An 18,256-nucleotide genomic window follows, 5' to 3' on the forward strand; every position below is an offset into this window, starting at 1 on the left:
GCTTATTCACGGTGATTTTCTACCAATAACAGTGCAGCATTTTAAAAGTTTGAAAGCAGTACCTTAACCTGCTACTAATCAGCGCAAAATGATGCAGGGTATTCAACTAACATCCGTAAATATTTAAAACATTTTTCTTTCTGATTTGTAGCTATAATATTGCTAACTACAAACTTAGAACCATGAAAACTAAACATTTAACCGTAATTTTCTCATTGGTTGTATTGGCATTTGCTGCCTGTCGGAATACCGATAAAATTAATGCAGGTGCTACAGATTCCAGTATTGAACAAAGCATGACCGATACCACCGCGATAAACCGGGGTGCTGATCCGGCCGCATTCATAAAAGAAGCTGCAATTGCAGGAATAATGGAAATTGAACTGGGAAAGGTTGCTATGGAAAAAGCAACCAATGCAAAGATTAAAAAGTTCGGCGAAAAAATGGTCAAAGACCACAGCAATATTGCCGCCGACCTAAAAACATTGGCCGATAGCAAAAAAATAACCCTTCCCGCCACCCTCCCATCAGCAGATCAGCAGCATATTGAAGAAATGAAAAAACTAAGCGGCAAGGCATTCGACAAGCATTATATGGAAATGATGGAAAAAGACCACGTAAAAGCACTGGATCTGTTTAAGTCTGCTGCCGTATCGGGAGATGTAAAAATCAGAAATTTTGCCAGCAAAACTTTACGTGTCGTAGAACGTCATTTTAAACTGGCTGGGGAAATTAATGCAGGTACTACTTATTAGCATTGGTCTTATCAGACATGCTGATCATCTGATACTTTTTCATATAACTATATAAGACCATATCGAGCCCGTACACGTCTCTTCTCAACTGCAAAACACCCTTATGGTCTGCCCATGCTGTATAATAACTGAGGTAAACGGGGATTTTTTGGGGTAAAGCAATGTTCTTTGCCCTTGGATAGGAATTTTGCATTGCCAGCCTGATCTGATCATAATTTTTTCCTTTGCCAAACAATGCAAGAGCAAGTTCCAGAGGTTTTTCTACACGGATACAACCATGGCTAATTGCCCGGTTAGCTTTTTTAAAGGCACTTTTTACCGGAGTATCGTGGAGGTATACACTACTGTGGTTGTTGAAAAGAAACTTAATTTTTCCAAGAGAATTCTGATCACCAGGACGTTGTTTAAAGGAATAATGATCCACCTGCTTCCAATCTATCTCCTGACTGGAACTAATACGTTTGCCATCTCTATAGACATCGATCTCATTGTTCTCCAGGTAATCAGGATCCTCAGCCTGATATTTTGAAATTTCAGCCCGGGCAATGCTTGCCGGAATATGCCATATCGGGTTTACCTGTACACTATGAATGATGCTGTTGAGCTGAGGACTTTCCTTTTGCTGTAACTGGTCTTTAACTAACCCCGTATCGGGATCTTTACTCAGCTGCTGCTGATAGCTTTTATTTCTCCCTTCCCCTACACATACTTTCATCTGTAAAACAGATTTTCCTTTTTCTATCACCTGCAGGTTAAAATCAGGAATATTTACCCATACATATTTTGTAGCCAGTGGCTTATTTTTCCATCTTAATCTTTCCAGGTTAACTTTAATAATCAATTCCGCTTCTTCTGCACTAATTTGTTTGGTGCTCATACCGGTTTCCAATGCTTTTTGCATCGCCAGATAAGAGGCGGAAGCGGGCTGAATGCTGTCCAGGTAATTCCCTAGGGAAGGTTTGGAGAATGGTTCCATCATCGCGGCACTGTCCGGACTCGGGCCGGAGATAAAATAGTTTACATAGACACTATCCGGATTCACCATTCCATAACGCATCGTCAGACTATATTTGATCAGAGCTGCTGAAAGGAGCCCTTCCAGTTCTGCTTTCGCCCTTAGATCGGATTTCATTTTTTCCGGCTTCATCTCTACCATTTTATGGAACAGGTCCCGGATTCTGGAAAGGTAAAAAGCTTCCGGATTCAGGCCGTGCCGTGGACTCTGATCCAGATATTTCAACAAAACGTCAAGGTCACCGGAAGCCAGGTACCGGTCGGTCAGAATCGTTTTATAATTTTCACTCTCATAATAACGGATCAGGCAATCTGAAGGATCATCCCATACCTTTTTAGACAAGAGCACTTTTTTTAAGGTCGGATTTGCTACTTTTTCAGGTAGGATTGGCTCCGGCACCTCTACAGGAGAAAGCCTGATCAACTCTTTTACCTTCGGGGTCACAGCATGCTCAGGTACCTTTACAGGAACAACTGGCTTTTTTACCTTGCAGGACGACCACATTAAACATATGGTTAGTCCTAAAGCAATTGCCAGTTTCAAAGGCCGATAACCATCAGCAAACTTCAACATGAGGGAGATAATTATGCTTATCTACTTTAAACACCAGTCCATCTTTATTGTTTCAAATCAGCAAAAAAATAAAACACTAACTCACTGAAATAAAAATACATATAAATCAAAATTATTAAAACAGCGGACCTCTTCTCTTGTTTATAAGTTATCAGCAATGTCAATTTGTTGGATAAAAAGAAGAAATCATGAAAACCATATTAGTGGCAACAGATTTTTCAGAGACCGCCAGCCATGCTGCTTATTATGCGGTCTCTATCGCCTGGCAAATCGGATTTTCCAGGATCATTCTTTATCACTCTTACGACATTCCATATGTAAGCTCGGAACTTCCGCTTCCGGAGCCTGCAGATATTAAACAATTACACCAGCAAAGCCTGGAATTCCTAGAATACCTTAGAAATGACCTGCTTACACTTGGAAATCAACAGACGCTGATAGAAATCCATACCGATGAAAGACCTCTGATGCTGGCCGTGCAGGCTTTTACAGTGGAAGAAGAGATTGAACTCGTGGTGATGGGAATCAGGGGAAAAAACAAAATGGAGAAATTATTACTTGGCAGCAATAGCCTGAATGTGGCAAAAGAATGCGATGTCCCTTTATTATTGGTTCCTTTGGAAGCTCCTATTGAACGCATTAAACGCATTGCACTGGCCACTGATCTGAAAGAAGTAGCAGAAATCAGTCCGGTTGTGACGATCAAAAAACTCATCCATGCGCTTAAGGCCAAATTGTTTATCCTGAATGTGGATTATAATGAGAGTGAACATTACAGCCCTGATATCATTACTCAGCAAACAGCACTTCATAAATTATGGGATGATGAAAATCCAGCATATCATTTTACCAATCATAAAGATTGCGCAGCAGGGATTATGAGTTTCGCGGAAGAAAACGACATTCAGCTGGTGATTGCTATCCCAAGGAAATACGCTTTCTTTCAAAGTCTGTTTCACCGCAGTCTAACCGAAAAACTAGCTTATCACAGTCATATTCCCCTGCTCTTTATCAAAAGATCAGAACTCATTGATTAATCAACTCATCAATTATTTTAGCGTGAGCCGGGGTATTCCGTTCAGGTTTATCCCTGCGGGAAGTATTAACTCCTCAACAGTAGCCTGGTATCTGTTCATATTCCTGGTTAAACAATTAAGCAGTCAAGTGGTTTGTTTTTTTTGATGGACAAAAAGAACTAAATTTATACTGGATTGTTTAAGGTATATAAATTACACACATCATGAAAAAATCGATGTTTATTGGTCTTTTAGGAATGTTTTTTCTATTGACCTTATTATTTAATTCCTGTACCAGCACAAAAATCATTTCCTCCTGGGCAAATCCATCAGGACAATTTGGACAATATCAGAAGGTGCTGGTGATCGGTTTAATGGGATCAAAGGATCGGGAACTTAGGGAAGAGATTGAAAATTCGATGGTCAGGATCCTTTCCAGCCATGGTATAAATGCCGGTTCTGCTTACGCGGAATACGGTCCTAAAGCATTTGACGGATTGAATGAAAAAGAAGCGATAAAAAAAATCAGAGATAAAGGATATGATGGAACCTTTACCGTGGCATTACTGGACCGGAAAAAACAAAGGACCTATTACGGTCCTTCTGTAGGTTACTACCCGCAAACCTATCGGTTTTGGGGGCATTACCGAACCCTCTATGCGCGCATATATGAACCTGGCTATTATACGGTAAGCACTAATTTCATGCTGGAAGCCAATTTTTATAAACTCGGCTCAGATGAACTCTTGTATTCACTGCAAACGAAAACTTCTGCGCCAAATAGTCCACAGAGCCTGGCTACGGAATTTAGCGAAGTGCTGATCAACGATATGCGAAGTAAAGGACTCGTTAAATAAGCTCTTTTATACTATTTTAATCCGGCCTCTTTCGCAGCGGGACCAATAAAACCGCTGGCGATCTTCGTTAAATACTCCTCTATATCCTTTTCATCACTCAGGCATTCCTCCAGTAAAACCGTCACTTTTGAATGCTTCATTTCTGCGGATAAAGAGACCAGACTACTATAAATAGCAATTTTATAGTGTTGAATAACTTTAACGAGGCAGAAAATAGCTACATCTCTCAGTGCGGTCCCCGTCTCAATCTTCCGGATCATACCAGATGCTTTATCTGTCAGGTTTTCCACCAGCAAACAAGTCCCTGCCCCAGCTTGATGATGAAACCTACCCATGATAGCCTCCAGATGTCCCAGGTGTTTTTCGGTAACCGCGCCATGCGAAATCAGCGCATGTTGAAGTTCTTTGCTTACTGCCGCCAGTCCAAGGGCGGCAAAACATTTCATAAACCTTTTTTCTGCATCATAAATCTCTTCCAGCCCATCAATGAAAAAATCATGCAGGCCTATTCTACTCATGGTATCTGTCATAATTCAGAAGTCAGTTAAACCAAAATCAAGAAAAATGTTACTATAAATTTCGTTAAATCGCATTTAATTCGCAAGAATCAAACTGATTTAAAAGCACTTACATCAAAAAATATAAAGTAAAAACCTATTTTTTGTTGATTTGTTTTATAAAAACAATGAAATTTATCATACTTCTGCTCTAAGCTATCTTTTTTTGTTTATGATTTACATTAAAAATTAAAACAAAAATATTCTTCGGCGGTTATACACCCAGCATTTATGAATCACTTATGATGACGACAAAAGATTGGATTTCAACAGATCAGCAATTACCAAAAGACCATGGCTATAAATTGATTACAGTCATGAATCCTGAGTTAGAATATGGTTATCACATTGCCCGTTACAATACTTATCTGCAGGAATGGGAACTTCAGGAAGAAGAAAATTTAAGTCCCTGTCTGAAGGTGACGGGATGGATGGATTTACCGGAGCTGTTTAGCAAGAATCGGATTTCTTCTCTGCAATAGAGCCATTAGCTTTGTAACCAACATCAATAAGATTACCTAAACAATTAAATGATGAACAGCGTTACAAGCAACCTAAAAGCCAGGAACTGGGAAGAAATAGGCCATCACCTGCATGAACATGGCTATGCCAATGTAGAAAATGTGCTCAGCAAAACGGAATGTACAGAATTGATCAGCGCCTATCAGGACGACCATACCTACCGGAAAACGATTACCATGGAGCGTTACCGTTTTGGTCTTGGAGAATATAAATATTTTCAATATCCGCTACCAGATCTGATTACAAGGATCAGACAAACGGTTTATTCGTTCATTGCTCCGATTGCCAATCAATGGATGAAAGTCCTGAATCTTGATCAGCTCTACCCGGAAACCCATGAAGAGTTCAAAAAAACCTGTCACGACAACGGCCAGACAAAACCTACTGTACTGATTCTTAAGTATGGCAAAGGAGGATTCAACACCCTTCACCAGGATTTATATGGAGAAACCTACTTCCCCCTGCAAATTGTCCTGTTTTTAAATGAACCGGATGAGGATTACCGTGGCGGGGAATTTGTACTGACCGAGCAGATTCCAAGAGCACAATCCAAAGCTAACGTTCTCCGCCCCAAAAGAGGTGATATGCTGATCTTTACCACAAACTTCCGCCCCGTAAAAGGGAGTAAAGGCTATTATCGGGTAAATATGAAACATGGGGTCAGCCCACTGCATAGCGGACAGCGTCATACACTGGGGATCATTTTTCATGATGCACTGAGTTAAACATTTCCTATATTCATAGCTGATTTTACCTCCTGTATATGTTTAGTGAAACTCTGCTCCTCGTACTTGTGCTTCTTTTCGCTGTTTTTATGCTGACCATGCTGGCACAAAAACTCAAGATATCTTATCCAATCTTTCTGGTCATCGCCGGTCTCGCCATCAGCTTTATTCCAGGAATACCAAAGATAAAAATTGAACCGGAGCTCATCTTCCTGATCTTCCTGCCACCACTATTATATGAATCAGCCTGGTATACTTCCTGGAATGATTTCTGGAAATGGAAAAGGCCGATCGCTGCACTGGCCTTTGGTCTGGTATTCTTTACCTCGATCATTGTAGCTTATGTTTCTACAACAATGATTCCTGGCTTTACCCTGGCAATGGGCTTTTTATTGGGCGGGATTATTTCACCTCCCGATGCGGTAGCGGCAAATTCTGTATTGAAGAACATCAAAATACCCAAACGGTTAACTGCGGTATTGGAAGGAGAAAGCCTCATCAATGATGCATCCAGTTTAATCGTATTCCGTTTTGCACTGGCGGCAATACTTTCAGGTCAATTTTCCATGCAACAGGCAGTGGGACAATTTTTCCTTGCAGCAGGAATGGGGGTAGTAATTGGCCTGGCCATCGCACATATCGTTTATGCAGTGCACCGCTTTTTACCCACCACACCTAGTATTGATGCAGCATTAACCCTCATGACACCTTATTTCATGTATATAGGAGCAGAACATTTTCATTTTTCCGGGGTGATGGCGGTAGTCAGCGGAGGGTTATTTCTTTCCTTCAGGTCCCATGAAATTTTTGCACACAGCAATTCCAGGATACAGGCAGTGGGTGTCTGGGCAACTCTGGCCTTTGTTTTAAATGGCCTGGTTTTTATCCTCATTGGTCTTGAGCTTCCTGTAATCATGGAGAGTCTGGGTGATTACTCCATCAGTCAGGCCATCAATTACGGGCTGATCATCAGCCTGATCATTATCGTTATCCGGGTATTTTATGTACTCCTCATTGCTTATGTACCTGCATGGCTCGGCAATAGAAAACGGGCTGATCCGGTAAACCCACTCTGGAAAGGCCCTGTAATTGTAGGCTGGGCAGGGATGAGAGGGGTCGTTTCCCTGGCCTCAGCACTTTCTATCCCCTTATTAATGGGAGATGGAACCGCCTTCCCCCACCGCAGCCTGATCCTCTTTATCACCTTTGTCGTTATTCTTGTGACTTTGGTATTTCAGGGGTTGACTTTACCTCTGGTAATCAAATGGACGAAAATCAGGGAAATTGACGATTTCCCGCCAGAAGGAGAACAGGAAGCAGGGATCCGCCTTCACCTGATGCAGGTCTCTTTAAAAAGACTGGAGGAGAAATTTTCAAAAGAGATTCAGGAAAACGAATTAGTCGGCTTTCTGAAAGACCAGATGGAGAGTGATATTTTCATCAATAACCAGCGACTGGAATCTTTGGAATGTGATACCATAAGAAAAGACGAAATGGACTTCTACAACTCCATTTTACTGGACATCTATGCCGTACAACGCAAGGAATTGCACCTCTTACGTAAAGAGAACCGCTATAGCGACGAAGAAATCCGAAAACAGGAAAGCCAGCTTGACCTGGATGAAGCAAAGATCAATTATTAGTTTCATTCCCTCAACATATGTATATGTTTTGCAGTTAAAGTAAGCAGAACTTTGTTTCATAAAACAAAAGAATATGAAACGATTACTGTTTATTTTAACTGCAATTTTCTTTGCAGACGCAGCTTTTGCCGCAAAAGTGGATACGGTGAAGGTCTACAGCGAAAGCATGAAGAAAGACATTACCTGCCTTTTTATCTGTCCGGAACAGGCTAAACAGCAGAAAGAAAAGAAGTACTATCCTACAGTATACCTGCTGCACGGCTATACAGGAGACGCAAGGAGAACTTTGAAACTGGACATCCCTGATCTGAAAGCCCAGGCAGATGCCCTGCAAATGATCATTGTGCTTGCTGATGGCGGATATGGGAGCTGGTATTTCGATAGTCCTGTTGATGAAAACATCAGGTATGAGCGCTTTATTACTAAAGAGCTGGTTCAGTTTACTGATAAGAACTATCCCACGATTGTAGATCGGACCAAAAGAGCCATTTACGGCTGGAGCATGGGCGGACATGGCGCTTTATACCTTGCAATGCGTCATAAGGAGTTGTACGGTGCAGCAGGAAGTATTTGTGGAGCAGTAGATTTCAGAGCAGCCACAAAAGGTTATGACATCGAAAAAAGTCTTGGTGATTATGCGGGTAATGAAAAAAGCTGGGAAGAACATACGGTAAACTACAATGTAGCTACTCTTAAAAACCAGGAATTGAAGTTGATCATTGACTGTGGACTTCAGGATCCTTTGCTGGAAGTAAACAGGACTTTACATAAAAAACTAACTGACCTGAAGATTGACCATGATTATATTGAACGTCCTGGTGTGCACGACAATACCTATTGGTCAAAAGCTTCCGCATTCCAACTCTTATTTATCCATAATTATTTCAGCCAATCATGAACAAACTCAGATCAACATTATTTATAATCCTATTCAGTATTATGGCAATTCAAGCTCAGTCACAGGAAATCAGTAACCCGAAAGGGCTTTACGACCCACGTCCGCACGGATATTCACATATGGCCACTGTCCCGGCCAACAGCACCCTGGTTTTTGTGGCCGGACAGGCGGGAACCGATGAAAAAGGAGAACTTTCTGCTGACTTCAGAACTCAGGTGAGATTTACCCTCAAAAATATCGAAACCGCCCTTAAAAGTAAGGGCTTAACCCTTAAACATATCGCGAAACTGACCACATTAGTGGTAGATTATGGCCCGGAAAAGCATAAAATCCTCATCGAAGAGAGCAAAAAGGCATGGCCTGATGAGAAATATCCGGTAAACACCCTCATTCCGGTATCCCGACTAGCCCTAGACGGGATGCAGATTGAGATAGATGCAACGGCAGTCCTTTTGAAAGATTAACCTCATTTCTCCTCCCGGAAGGCTTCCCGGAGGAGATTTCATTTATTACCCTAAATCGAGTAGATTTATTCCTGGTTAAACATTAAAGGAATGAAAATTAGTTTACTGCACCTGGTCTGTTTATTATTTATGGTTTTTCTTTGTCGGACTGCCTCCGCACAGAATAAAATCGTCGTCTTTCAATCTGATTTTGGATTAAAAGACGGTGCTGTATCGGCAATGAAAGGAGTGGCAATGGGGGTTTCCACAGATTTAAAATTATACGACCTTAGCCATGAAATTCCCGCATACAACATATGGGAGGCTGCCTACAGATTGTTACAAACTGTCCCCTATTATCCAAAAGGAACGGTTTTCGTTTCGGTGGTTGATCCTGGCGTTGGAACGGAGCGCAAATCTGTTGTCCTGAAAACCAAAAGCGGACATTATATCGTCAGCCCTGATAACGGAACCCTGACCCTCCTTGCTGAATCTTTAGGCATTGAATCAGTCAGAGAAATCAATGAGGCGGTTAACAGACGTAAAGGTTCCGGAAAATCCTATACCTTCCATGGAAGAGATGTTTACGCCTACACTGCAGCACGACTTGCCGCAGGAACCATCAGTTTTGAACAGATAGGAAAACAATTACCAAATCAGGTGGTTTCGATTTCTTATCAGAAAGCGCTGATGGAAAATGGCAAAATCAAAGGAAATATCCCTGTTTTGGATGTTCAGTACGGAAATGTATGGACGAATATAGATGGAAAATTACTAAATCAACTGGGTGTTAAGTATGGGGATCAGCTTCTTCTCACGGTTTATCACCTGAATAAAAAGATTTATGAAGGAAGCATGCCTTATCATGCTACATTTGGCGAAGTACAAGAGGGAAAACCTCTGGCTTACTTAAACAGCTTGCTGGAGTTATCATTTGCGATCAATCAGGGTAACTTTGCTGCAGAACATCAGGTACAAAGTGGCAATGAATGGAAAGTAGAAGTAAGTCTGGTTAAGTAATGGTAAAACAACTCATATGAAATGGATCCTCGTCTTAGAAATTGTCTACACCCTCTTTATTATAGCTGTTTGCCTGCGCATTATCTACGACACACGCTCTGTAAGCAAAACACTGGCTTATCTGATGCTGGCTGTATTTCTTCCGGTAATCGGTGTCATCATTTACTTTTCATTTGGAATCAATTACCGGGTGAGGAAGATCTATAACAAAAAAATCATTTCTGATGACATCATATCTCAAAGGATCAATGCAAGGATTGTTCTGAATTCAGAGAAAGCCGTTGATGAGATGAACCCGGAACTTCAAAAGTATAAAAAGCTCGCTCAATTGCTATTGAACAGCAATGTAAGTGGACTATCCGGAAAGAATGAGGTCAAATTATTGCTAAACGGCGAGCAGAAGTTTCCGGAAGTATTGCAGGCATTACGGGATGCCAAACATCATATTCATATGGAATATTACATTTTCGAGGACGAGAAAATCGGAAATGAGATCAAAGACATTCTAATTGAAAAGGCAAAACAAGGAGTACAGGTCCGCTTAATTTATGATGATTTTGGCAGTCGCTCTATCAGGAAAAAATTGGTTCCAGAGCTCAAAAAAGCCGGAGTTCAGGCCTTTCCTTTTTATAAAATCTTATTCATTGCCCTGGCAAATCGCCTTAACTACCGAAACCACAGAAAGATCATTATTGTGGATGGAAATATTGGATTTACAGGCGGGATCAATATCAGCGACCGTTATGTCAATGATGTCAGTGACTCTAAATCTTTATTTTGGAGAGATACTCATGTGAAGATTATAGGCCCTGGAGTACATTATCTGCAACATTTGTTCATCTCCGACTGGAATTTCTGTTCCGAAGAATCTTTAGAAATTCAGGAAGCCTTTTTCAATACACATGGAAAACTTAAAGGAGATGTAGAAGTACAGATTGCAGCGAGTGGCCCCGATTCAGACCATCCGACGATCTTACTGAACCTCATTCAGGCAATAGGAATGGCTGATCAGGAGATCCTGATTACCACTCCATATTTTATTCCGGGGATTAGTCTGTTAGATGCGCTCTTTGTAGCTGCCCTAAGCGGGGTAAAAGTAAAACTACTGGTTCCCTTCGAGTCGGATTCCATTTGGGTTGCCGCTGCTGCCCGTTCCTATTATCAGGAATTACTGGATGTAGGAGTGGAAATCTATCAGTATCAGAAAGGTTTTATCCATGCGAAAACCATGGTGATCGATGAACAATTATCCTTTATAGGGACTGCAAACATGGACGAACGCAGCTTTGAACTGAATTTTGAAGTGAATACCGTTATTTACGATACCGGAATTGCCAAAGAGCTGAAACATGCTTTTGAAGAAGACCTCAGCTTCTCCGTCCCTATTGACCCGGTAACCTGGGCTGCAAGGTCCGCAAGAGTACAGTTCCCTGAAAAGATAGCCAGGTTGCTTTCTCCATTATTGTAATGACTACATAAAGCAATCGATGTAATCCAGAATCATATGGATGACCAGTCCTATTCCAACTAACCTCGTCTTAGGAAAGAACAACAAAATCACGTACACCCCTATTGCATAATAAGAATGTAAGGGATGAAATCCAATGCTGCACCGGTTAGGATCATAGATGGGCACAGCCAATAAATGATCCAGGTCTACCACCATAGTAGCCATCATGATCAACCATGCTTTCAACAGGGTTTTTCTAAAAAAAACAACAGCAACTATCGCGGGTACCAGAAAATGTAAGAAGATATGAAACATGGCTTCAAAGATACCGCTATGCAGGCTTCAAATAAAATATAAAAAACGCTACTTATTTTTAATATAATATTGTTAAAGTGAAATATATTACCAATATTAGACATACATCAAAGATGTTAAGATGCAGAATCCCTCCTGTTCAAGCCAATATGATAAGATTATCAAAGAGAATATGAATGAAGCCATACCGAATATACTTATTGGTATTCTCGGTATTCAGACCGCAAGAGCAGAGGAACTTGCAGAGCGCATACAACATACGAAGGAAAGAATTCCTGATCAGCTGAAAAAGATCGCGGATGATTCAGGAGAAACCTTTGTATTGCACATAGAATGGCAATTGAAAAACGATGCCGAAATGATTGACCGGATGCTGGAATACCGGGCAATGTTAAGGAGGAAGTACAGGATCAACATCAGGCAATATGTATTGTTCATGGGAAAAACAACATCAACAATGATAAACAGAATAGAAGAAAGAGGTCTGAAATTCCGTTTTCATCTGATTGTCTTATATCAAATAGATTATAAAGTGTTCCTGGCCTCAGAAAAGCCGGAACAGAAAATACTGGCGGTACTCGGGGATTTTTGTAAGGAAGATCCCGAAACCGTTTTAAGAAAAATAATTGAAGGAATAAAAGCAAAAACCAATGGAAGTCTGGCTGGGCAAAGGCATATGAATCAGCTCAGGATATTGGTGCAGTTAAGAAATTTAGAAACACAATTTAATCATATTATGGAATCAGTAAGCACATTTTTTAAAGAAGAAAGAGATCCTTATTACATCAGGGGGTTTCAAAAAGGTACAGAAAAGGCAACGATTAAGGCAGCAATCAGAGCATCCTCTGAATTTGCAGAAAGATTAATTGAGGGTACAGACCTTACTGATGAAGTCATTGCTAAATTAGCTGGCGTAACTGTCCCATTTGTTAAAAGAAAATGACGTGCCCTGATGAAAAGGAAAAACATCAATAAATAAATAAATAAATAAGAACACCTTATGGATTCAACAAGAACTTTTTTCAAAGAGGAAAGAGATCCTTATTACATCAAGGGATTTCAAAAAGGAGTCGAGAATGGAAAAAACAGGGAAAGAGCCAGGGCATCAGCTGAATTTGCAGAAAGGCTGATTCTGGGTACAAATCATACTGATGAAATCATTGCGATCCTGGCAGGCGTGACCATTGCTTTTGTAAAAGCAAAGCGCCACTCAGTAGCCAAAAAGAACCGCATAAAGAAATGAACGAGAGTTACCTGATTTTGCATGATGAAAACAATTTCATCATGCAAAATCAGGTAATGTGGGAGAGGGATTATCTTTTTCCGGAAAGCGTATAGCCAATGGTTAAGGAAACACCCCGGTTATAGATCTTCCACTGACTATCATTTCTTTCAGTATGCTCTATCAGGGGAATAAGACCATGGGAATATCTGGCCTGTATGTTCAGGCCATTCTTCAACTCATACCCCAATCCGGCCAAAAATCCGGCATCAAGTTTTTGAGTGTAATTCCCTGTTTGTTTTGCATCTCCAAAAATACTTTTGTCTGTGTAAAGTGCTCCGGATTCATTTTTCCGCTGAATGGAGGAAGACAGCAAGACCCCTGTATAAGGCCCGGCAAAAATCTGCAACCCTTCCAGGTGAAAGCTCAGACTAAAGGGAGCAAGATCCAGGTAAACATTTTTATACTTGCTGTCAAAAGCAGAGGAAACGGAATCTTCTGCCATTTTTAGTATCGCTCCCTTTTGAAGGATGGAAAGTTCATGTTTGATGCTTAAATATTTGTTCAGTTTTGTATGGAGTTCTATTCCAAAATAATAGCCACCCAAAAAAAGCGGCTTTCCTCCGGTAGAAAACTCACTTAGCCCCGTTCCCGCAATCGTAAAACGGGAATAACCTGCTTTCAGACCAAAACTCAGTTTCCCGGTCTCTGTTGTTTCTTTATCATCTTCCTGAGTTATTCCTATCGTTGTCTGGGCCATTCCAACATTAGTCAGCAGCAGCCCCAATAACACCACAATTATCTTTTTCATTTCCTGTCTTTTTATCAGTTAAAATTCAATATCCCAAATCCCGGCAGCTCTTTCCAGTTCCAGCAACGCATCTCCATAAACATTCAGCGTTTCCAGATAGCTTTGCTGAACATCATTGAACGTTCGCTGGGCGGTAAGGACTTCCAGAAGCGAAGTTTCTCCACGTTTATAGCTGTACACCTTTCCATCCAGCACTTTTTGTGCATCCAGTAACATCCCTTCTCCAAACTGTGCAACCTGCTTCCGGCCAGCCAGATAATTATAATAGGCCTGGGTTACCTCTGTTTGAATCTGCAATTCAGTTTGTTTGTACAATACTTCCCCCTGCTGAACTCCATATCTGGCAGATTTTAATGCGCCCTGATTTTGATTGGAAAATTTTAAGGGGATACTAAACCCAATGGTCACATTTGTAGAGGAAGGTGTAGGTGCCACCGCATTCGCAACAACAGAATTCGAAGCCAGGCCAATAGAAAGGCCCAAATCAAGCGTTCTGGCGGCTTTAGCAAGCTTAAGTAAGCTAACAGATATCTCATTGCTTTTTAACGCAGCCAGCAGATCGGTACGGCGATTCTGAGCATTTAAGATCAGCTCTTGCAGATTAAAAACTCTATCGAGCTTTTTCATATCTGCTTCCGGCTGGTAAAACAAATCCCGTTGTTTGGATCCGATGAGCAGGTTCAGCTTAGCGACTGCCGCTTTCCAGTCGGCCTCCTGCTGGAAAACTTCATTCAGCTGAGATGCTGCTTCCAGTCTGGACTGCCGGGCATCAACGGCTGTAATTGCCCCCATTTTTAAACGAATGCTATCCGAACTGCTCAGTCTTTTCATCATTTCATAAGAGTTCATCTTGACGCGCAACAGTTCTCTTTCCTTGATTGCATGGAGATAAGCCGCGCTTGCATCTACCCTGAGGTTTCTGAAATAATCATCCAGTAAGAGCTGGGCCAGCTCTGCCTCCCTGTTGGCAAGGTTAATTCTCGCCCTTCTTTTACCACCCAGTTCCAGCGTATAGCTTAATCCTGAACTGATTTCATAACCCATTTTCATGCGGCGCTGTCCATGATCTCCTGCCCCAAAACTCAGTTCAGGGTCCGGAAAGACCTTCGCACTCAGCGCATCTGCCTGAGCAATACTGACTTTGAATTTCTCTGCAGCATAGCCGAGGTTGTGTTCTCCTACCATTTTCAAATAGGTTGGGAAGGTTAATTTCAATTGCTTAAAAGTCGTATCAACCTGAGCAGCAACCCTTCCTCCGGAAAACAACATCAACAGGATCAGCAGGCCATTTTTATATTCATTAAGTAAGTTCATTGGTGTTGGTATTAGTCGTTAATAATTTAGTTTCCTGACCTGTCCTGCTGCCCTCTCCTTTTCGCTCCAGCAGGTAATAAAGCGCCGGAAGCGCGTATAAGGTGATCGCAGTAGAAAAGAGCAGGCCATAAACAATCACCGTTGCCAGTGGACGTTGTACATCGGATCCTATCCCTGTCGCAAGAGAGGCAGGTAACAGGCCCAGAACAGCCACAGTTGCCGTCATCAGAACCGGCCGGAACCGATGCTTTGCGCCTTCAATTACCGCAGTCTTCAATACCATCCCTTGTTTACGGAGGTTATTGATATGGGAAATCATGATGACTCCATTTTGAATGGCCACTCCAAACAAGGCAATAAAGCCTACTGCGGAAGAAACATTGAGCGTCATTCCCCTCAGATTTAAAGCCAGCATTCCACCAAATAAAGCCAGCGGAACAATGGTCAGAATCAGTCCTGCCTGATTGAACTTTCCGAAGGCCACATAGAGCAATAAAAACATGATGGCCAAGGCAAGCGGGACAATCACCAACAACCTGGAATAGGCACGGTTCTGGTTTTCAAACTGACCTCCCCACTGGATGCTGTATTGATCATGATCGTATTTAACGTTCGCCTCAATCTTACCTTTAGCGTCTGCAAGTAAAGAAGATAAATCCGTACCCCTCATGTTAAGCTTTACTGTCAAATGCCTTCTGTTGGTTTCCCTTGTGATGGTACTTTCTCCTGTACTTAACCTGATCTCTGCTACCTGAGACAAGGGAATTTTTGCCCCTTCATTGTTCCTCAGCATCAGGTTCCCAATCTTCTCAGGGCTGTCCCTGCTCTCCTCTTTATAGCGACAAATCACATCGTAAACCTTATTGCCCATAAATACTTGTGAGATTGCTTTTCCACCAATGGCCACTTCTATCAGGTTTCCTACATCCGAAACATTCAATCCATATTGAGCAATCTTTTCCCGGTCAGCATGAATCTGTAGCTGAGGAAGCGGAGGCTCCTGATCGATCGCGATATCTACCGCCCCTTTCACCGTTTTCAATGTACGTTGGATGTCTTCTGCAATTCGTCTGGTCTCTTTAAAATTATCGCCATAGACCTTCACCACGAGTTCGCTGTGTGCACCTGAAATTTTATCCATTACGCCATCAATCATGGGCTGTGCAAAGCCGACGGTATACCCGGGCATGCCTTCATATTCTTTGGACAATTCCTCGATCAGATCGGCCTTGGTTTTCCCCCTTGGCCATTGGGAATAAGGTAAAATCCCGATGGAACATTCGAAGTGAGAAGCGCTAAAAGGATCGGTCCCATCATCGTTTCTTCCGGCCTGAATCATCATGTAAGTCACCTCCTTATGTTTCATCGTCCGCTGCCGGAGGGTATCGCTCATCTCTCTAGACTTCTCTACCGTAATTCCCGGAGGAAGCTGAACCTGCAACCATATAGAACCCTCATCTAAAGGAGATAAGAAATCTTTTCCTACAGCAACACTTAAAGCGATAGCCGCGGCCAGCACCAGTGCAAGCGGCAGAAAAACCTTGCGGGGTTGCTGCATAATTTTGCCGGTTCTGCTATGGTAAGCGACGCTCAGTTTCTCCAGCCATTTGTTGTGATACATTTTTTTAGGCTTGCGATAAGTGAGGTAAGCAAGTCCTGGAATCAACAGCAAGGCAACGGCCAGAGCACCGAGCAAAGCATAGCCAACTGTAAAGGCCATAGGGGTGAAAAGTTTCTTCTCTACCCTTTCAAAAGCAAACAAAGGCAGGTAAGCAGTGATGATAATCAGTGTTGCAAAAAAGATGGGTTTTGCTACGCTGAATGCACGCTCCGCAATTGACTTTTCTTCCAGAACTTCCTCCGGATGATCTTCTCTTTTTTTGAGAATCGTCTCCATCATTACGATTGCACCATCGACAATAATTCCGAAATCTATCGCTCCCAGTGAAAGCAGGTTGGCCGGAATATTCGTTAGTTTCATCAGGATAAAGGCAATTAGCAAGGAGATCGGCACGGTGATCGCTACTAATAGCGCAGCTCTCCAACTGCCCAAAAAGACAATCAAAACCACGATCACCAGGGCCATTCCTTCGATCAGGGTATGAGAAACGGTATTCAGAGTGGCATCTACCAGATCCGTACGATCTAAAAAAGTGTGAATCTTTACCCCTTCAGGAAGCAGGCCGTTATTGAGTTCATCAACAGCTTTATTGATCCCCGAAAGGACATCTGAAGGGTTTTCACCTTTTAGCAACAATACAATTCCTTCAATACTCTCGCTGTAGTTTCGGCTCCGGTCGGTATACCCCAATACCCCTTTCCGCTCCAGATTCCCGTATTTTAAAGTTCCCAGGTCATTCAACAGAATTGGCACACCTTTTTGCGTCCGGACCACGATGCGGCCAATATCTTCCAGATTCCTTAGTAAGCCGATCCCACGGACCACATAGCCTTGCTCTCCTCTGTTGAGGATGCTTCCACCTACATTTGCATTGTTTTTACTAATCGTTTCTTCCACATCATCAATGCTCAGCTGGTATTGTTCCAGCTTTTCAGGATGAAGTTCGATCTGGTACTGCGTCGTAATCCCCCCGAAGTTCGTGACATCGGCTACGCCTGAAACCTGTTTGATTTTGGGGATGATGAGCCAGTTTTGAAGACCAGTCAGTTCCCGGAGGCTATACCCCTTACTTTCAATCACATACCTGTAAATTTCTCCTGTGGGCGAAGTGAGGGGATCCAGACCAGGTTTCGCTCCGTAGGGAAGTTCGACCTCATTGAGCCGTTCCTGAATGCGCATACGTGCAAAATAATCGTCTGTGCCGTCTTTAAACACAATGGTGATCATAGATAAGCCGAATGTACTTTTGCTTCGCATCACGTGCATCCCAGGCATTCCATTTAATGCCCGTTCTACGGGAATGGTAATCTGTTGTTCAACTTCTTCTGCGGCGAGGCCTGGCACCTGGGTAACGACCTGAGAAGTTACATCAGCAATATCCGGGTAAGCTTCTACAGCAAGTTTTGTCCAGGAATAATAGCCAAATACGCCCAGAAGGAGGAATAAAGCCAGCATCAGCCAGCGCTTTTGTATGGCGGTAAGTACAACATTTTTCATTT

General features: G+C 42.2%; 18 protein-coding genes. 12 read left to right on the top strand and 6 right to left on the bottom strand.

Annotated features, from left to right (window positions below; all coding sequences use genetic code 11):
* Positions 1-182: 182 nt before the first annotated feature.
* On the top strand, positions 183-755 hold the full coding sequence (locus BFS30_RS27025; RefSeq protein WP_069382148.1) for a DUF4142 domain-containing protein: 573 nt from the start codon (positions 183-185) through the stop codon (positions 753-755).
* Here BFS30_RS27025 and BFS30_RS27030 read toward each other — a convergent pair.
* Positions 745-2,343: a L,D-transpeptidase family protein gene (locus BFS30_RS27030; protein ID WP_069382149.1), complete on the bottom strand. Its 1,599-nt coding sequence runs from the start codon at positions 2,341-2,343 to the stop codon at positions 745-747. The two genes, BFS30_RS27025 and BFS30_RS27030, sit on opposite strands and share 11 nt — an antisense overlap.
* A 188-nt stretch (positions 2,344-2,531) precedes the next feature.
* Here BFS30_RS27030 and BFS30_RS27035 point away from each other — a divergent pair, with 188 nt between their 5' ends.
* Together BFS30_RS27035 and BFS30_RS27040 are read left to right on the top strand one after the other, a co-directional pair.
* Positions 2,532-3,380, top strand: a complete 849-nt coding sequence (locus BFS30_RS27035; RefSeq protein ID WP_069382150.1) for a universal stress protein — start codon at positions 2,532-2,534, stop codon at positions 3,378-3,380.
* Positions 3,381-3,583: 203 nt separating this feature from the next.
* Positions 3,584-4,216: a hypothetical protein gene (locus BFS30_RS27040; protein ID WP_069382151.1), complete on the top strand. Its 633-nt coding sequence runs from the start codon at positions 3,584-3,586 to the stop codon at positions 4,214-4,216.
* 11 nt (positions 4,217-4,227) lie between these two features.
* On the opposite strand, the gene BFS30_RS27045 is transcribed toward BFS30_RS27040, so the two are convergent.
* On the bottom strand, positions 4,228-4,734 hold the full coding sequence (locus tag BFS30_RS27045) for a DUF892 family protein (protein ID WP_167353207.1): 507 nt from the start codon (positions 4,732-4,734) through the stop codon (positions 4,228-4,230).
* A gap of 281 nt (positions 4,735-5,015) precedes the next feature.
* On the opposite strand from BFS30_RS27045, the gene BFS30_RS27050 reads away from it, so the two are divergent.
* From BFS30_RS27050 to cls, 7 genes are all read left to right on the top strand, one after another.
* Positions 5,016-5,255: a DUF551 domain-containing protein gene (locus BFS30_RS27050; protein WP_157263074.1), complete on the top strand. Its 240-nt coding sequence runs from the start codon at positions 5,016-5,018 to the stop codon at positions 5,253-5,255.
* A gap of 48 nt (positions 5,256-5,303) precedes the next feature.
* The gene (locus tag BFS30_RS27055; RefSeq protein WP_237028677.1) at positions 5,304-6,020 is read left to right on the top strand and encodes a 2OG-Fe(II) oxygenase; all 717 of its coding nucleotides are present in this window, start codon (positions 5,304-5,306) and stop codon (positions 6,018-6,020) included.
* Between the two features lie 38 nt (positions 6,021-6,058).
* Positions 6,059-7,663, top strand: a complete 1,605-nt coding sequence (locus BFS30_RS27060) for a Na+/H+ antiporter (protein ID WP_069382154.1) — start codon at positions 6,059-6,061, stop codon at positions 7,661-7,663.
* Between the two features lie 73 nt (positions 7,664-7,736).
* Positions 7,737-8,561: an alpha/beta hydrolase gene (locus BFS30_RS27065; protein WP_069382155.1), complete on the top strand. Its 825-nt coding sequence runs from the start codon at positions 7,737-7,739 to the stop codon at positions 8,559-8,561.
* A 41-nt stretch (positions 8,562-8,602) separates the two neighbouring features.
* On the top strand, positions 8,603-9,025 hold the full coding sequence (locus BFS30_RS27070; protein ID WP_069382702.1) for a RidA family protein: 423 nt from the start codon (positions 8,603-8,605) through the stop codon (positions 9,023-9,025).
* A gap of 90 nt (positions 9,026-9,115) precedes the next feature.
* Positions 9,116-10,024, top strand: coding sequence for an SAM hydrolase/SAM-dependent halogenase family protein (locus BFS30_RS27075; protein ID WP_069382156.1), 909 nt, complete (start codon positions 9,116-9,118; stop codon positions 10,022-10,024).
* Between the two features lie 16 nt (positions 10,025-10,040).
* Positions 10,041-11,492: a cardiolipin synthase gene (gene cls / locus BFS30_RS27080; RefSeq protein WP_069382157.1), complete on the top strand. Its 1,452-nt coding sequence runs from the start codon at positions 10,041-10,043 to the stop codon at positions 11,490-11,492.
* 3 nt (positions 11,493-11,495) lie between these two features.
* On the opposite strand, the gene BFS30_RS27085 is transcribed toward cls, so the two are convergent.
* The gene (locus tag BFS30_RS27085) at positions 11,496-11,789 is read right to left on the bottom strand and encodes a DUF6122 family protein (RefSeq protein WP_069382158.1); all 294 of its coding nucleotides are present in this window, start codon (positions 11,787-11,789) and stop codon (positions 11,496-11,498) included.
* Positions 11,790-11,961: 172 nt separating this feature from the next.
* Between BFS30_RS27085 and BFS30_RS27090 the strand changes: the two genes are divergently transcribed.
* Together BFS30_RS27090 and BFS30_RS27095 are read left to right on the top strand one after the other, a co-directional pair.
* A complete protein-coding gene (locus BFS30_RS27090) occupies positions 11,962-12,732 on the top strand; it encodes a hypothetical protein (RefSeq protein WP_157263075.1) in 771 nt (256 codons plus the stop codon).
* A 57-nt stretch (positions 12,733-12,789) separates the two neighbouring features.
* Positions 12,790-13,032, top strand: coding sequence for a hypothetical protein (locus tag BFS30_RS27095; protein WP_069382160.1), 243 nt, complete (start codon positions 12,790-12,792; stop codon positions 13,030-13,032).
* 70 nt (positions 13,033-13,102) lie between these two features.
* Here BFS30_RS27095 and BFS30_RS27100 read toward each other — a convergent pair whose 3' ends face one another.
* From BFS30_RS27100 to BFS30_RS27110, 3 genes are read right to left on the bottom strand one after another with little or no spacing between them, the layout of a single operon-like run.
* Positions 13,103-13,822 (bottom strand): porin family protein, encoded by a 720-nt coding sequence (locus BFS30_RS27100; RefSeq protein ID WP_069382161.1) that lies wholly within the window; start codon positions 13,820-13,822, stop codon positions 13,103-13,105.
* 18 nt (positions 13,823-13,840) lie between these two features.
* Positions 13,841-15,136, bottom strand: coding sequence for a TolC family protein (locus BFS30_RS27105; RefSeq protein ID WP_069382162.1), 1,296 nt, complete (start codon positions 15,134-15,136; stop codon positions 13,841-13,843).
* Positions 15,123-18,254: an efflux RND transporter permease subunit gene (locus BFS30_RS27110; RefSeq protein ID WP_069382163.1), complete on the bottom strand. Its 3,132-nt coding sequence runs from the start codon at positions 18,252-18,254 to the stop codon at positions 15,123-15,125. Before BFS30_RS27110 ends, BFS30_RS27105 begins: the two co-directional genes overlap by 14 nt.
* Between the last annotated feature and the right edge of the window lie 2 nt (positions 18,255-18,256).

The sequence above is a fragment of the Pedobacter steynii genome (assembly GCF_001721645.1).
GTDB classification, from domain to species: Bacteria; Bacteroidota; Bacteroidia; order Sphingobacteriales; family Sphingobacteriaceae; genus Pedobacter; species Pedobacter steynii_A.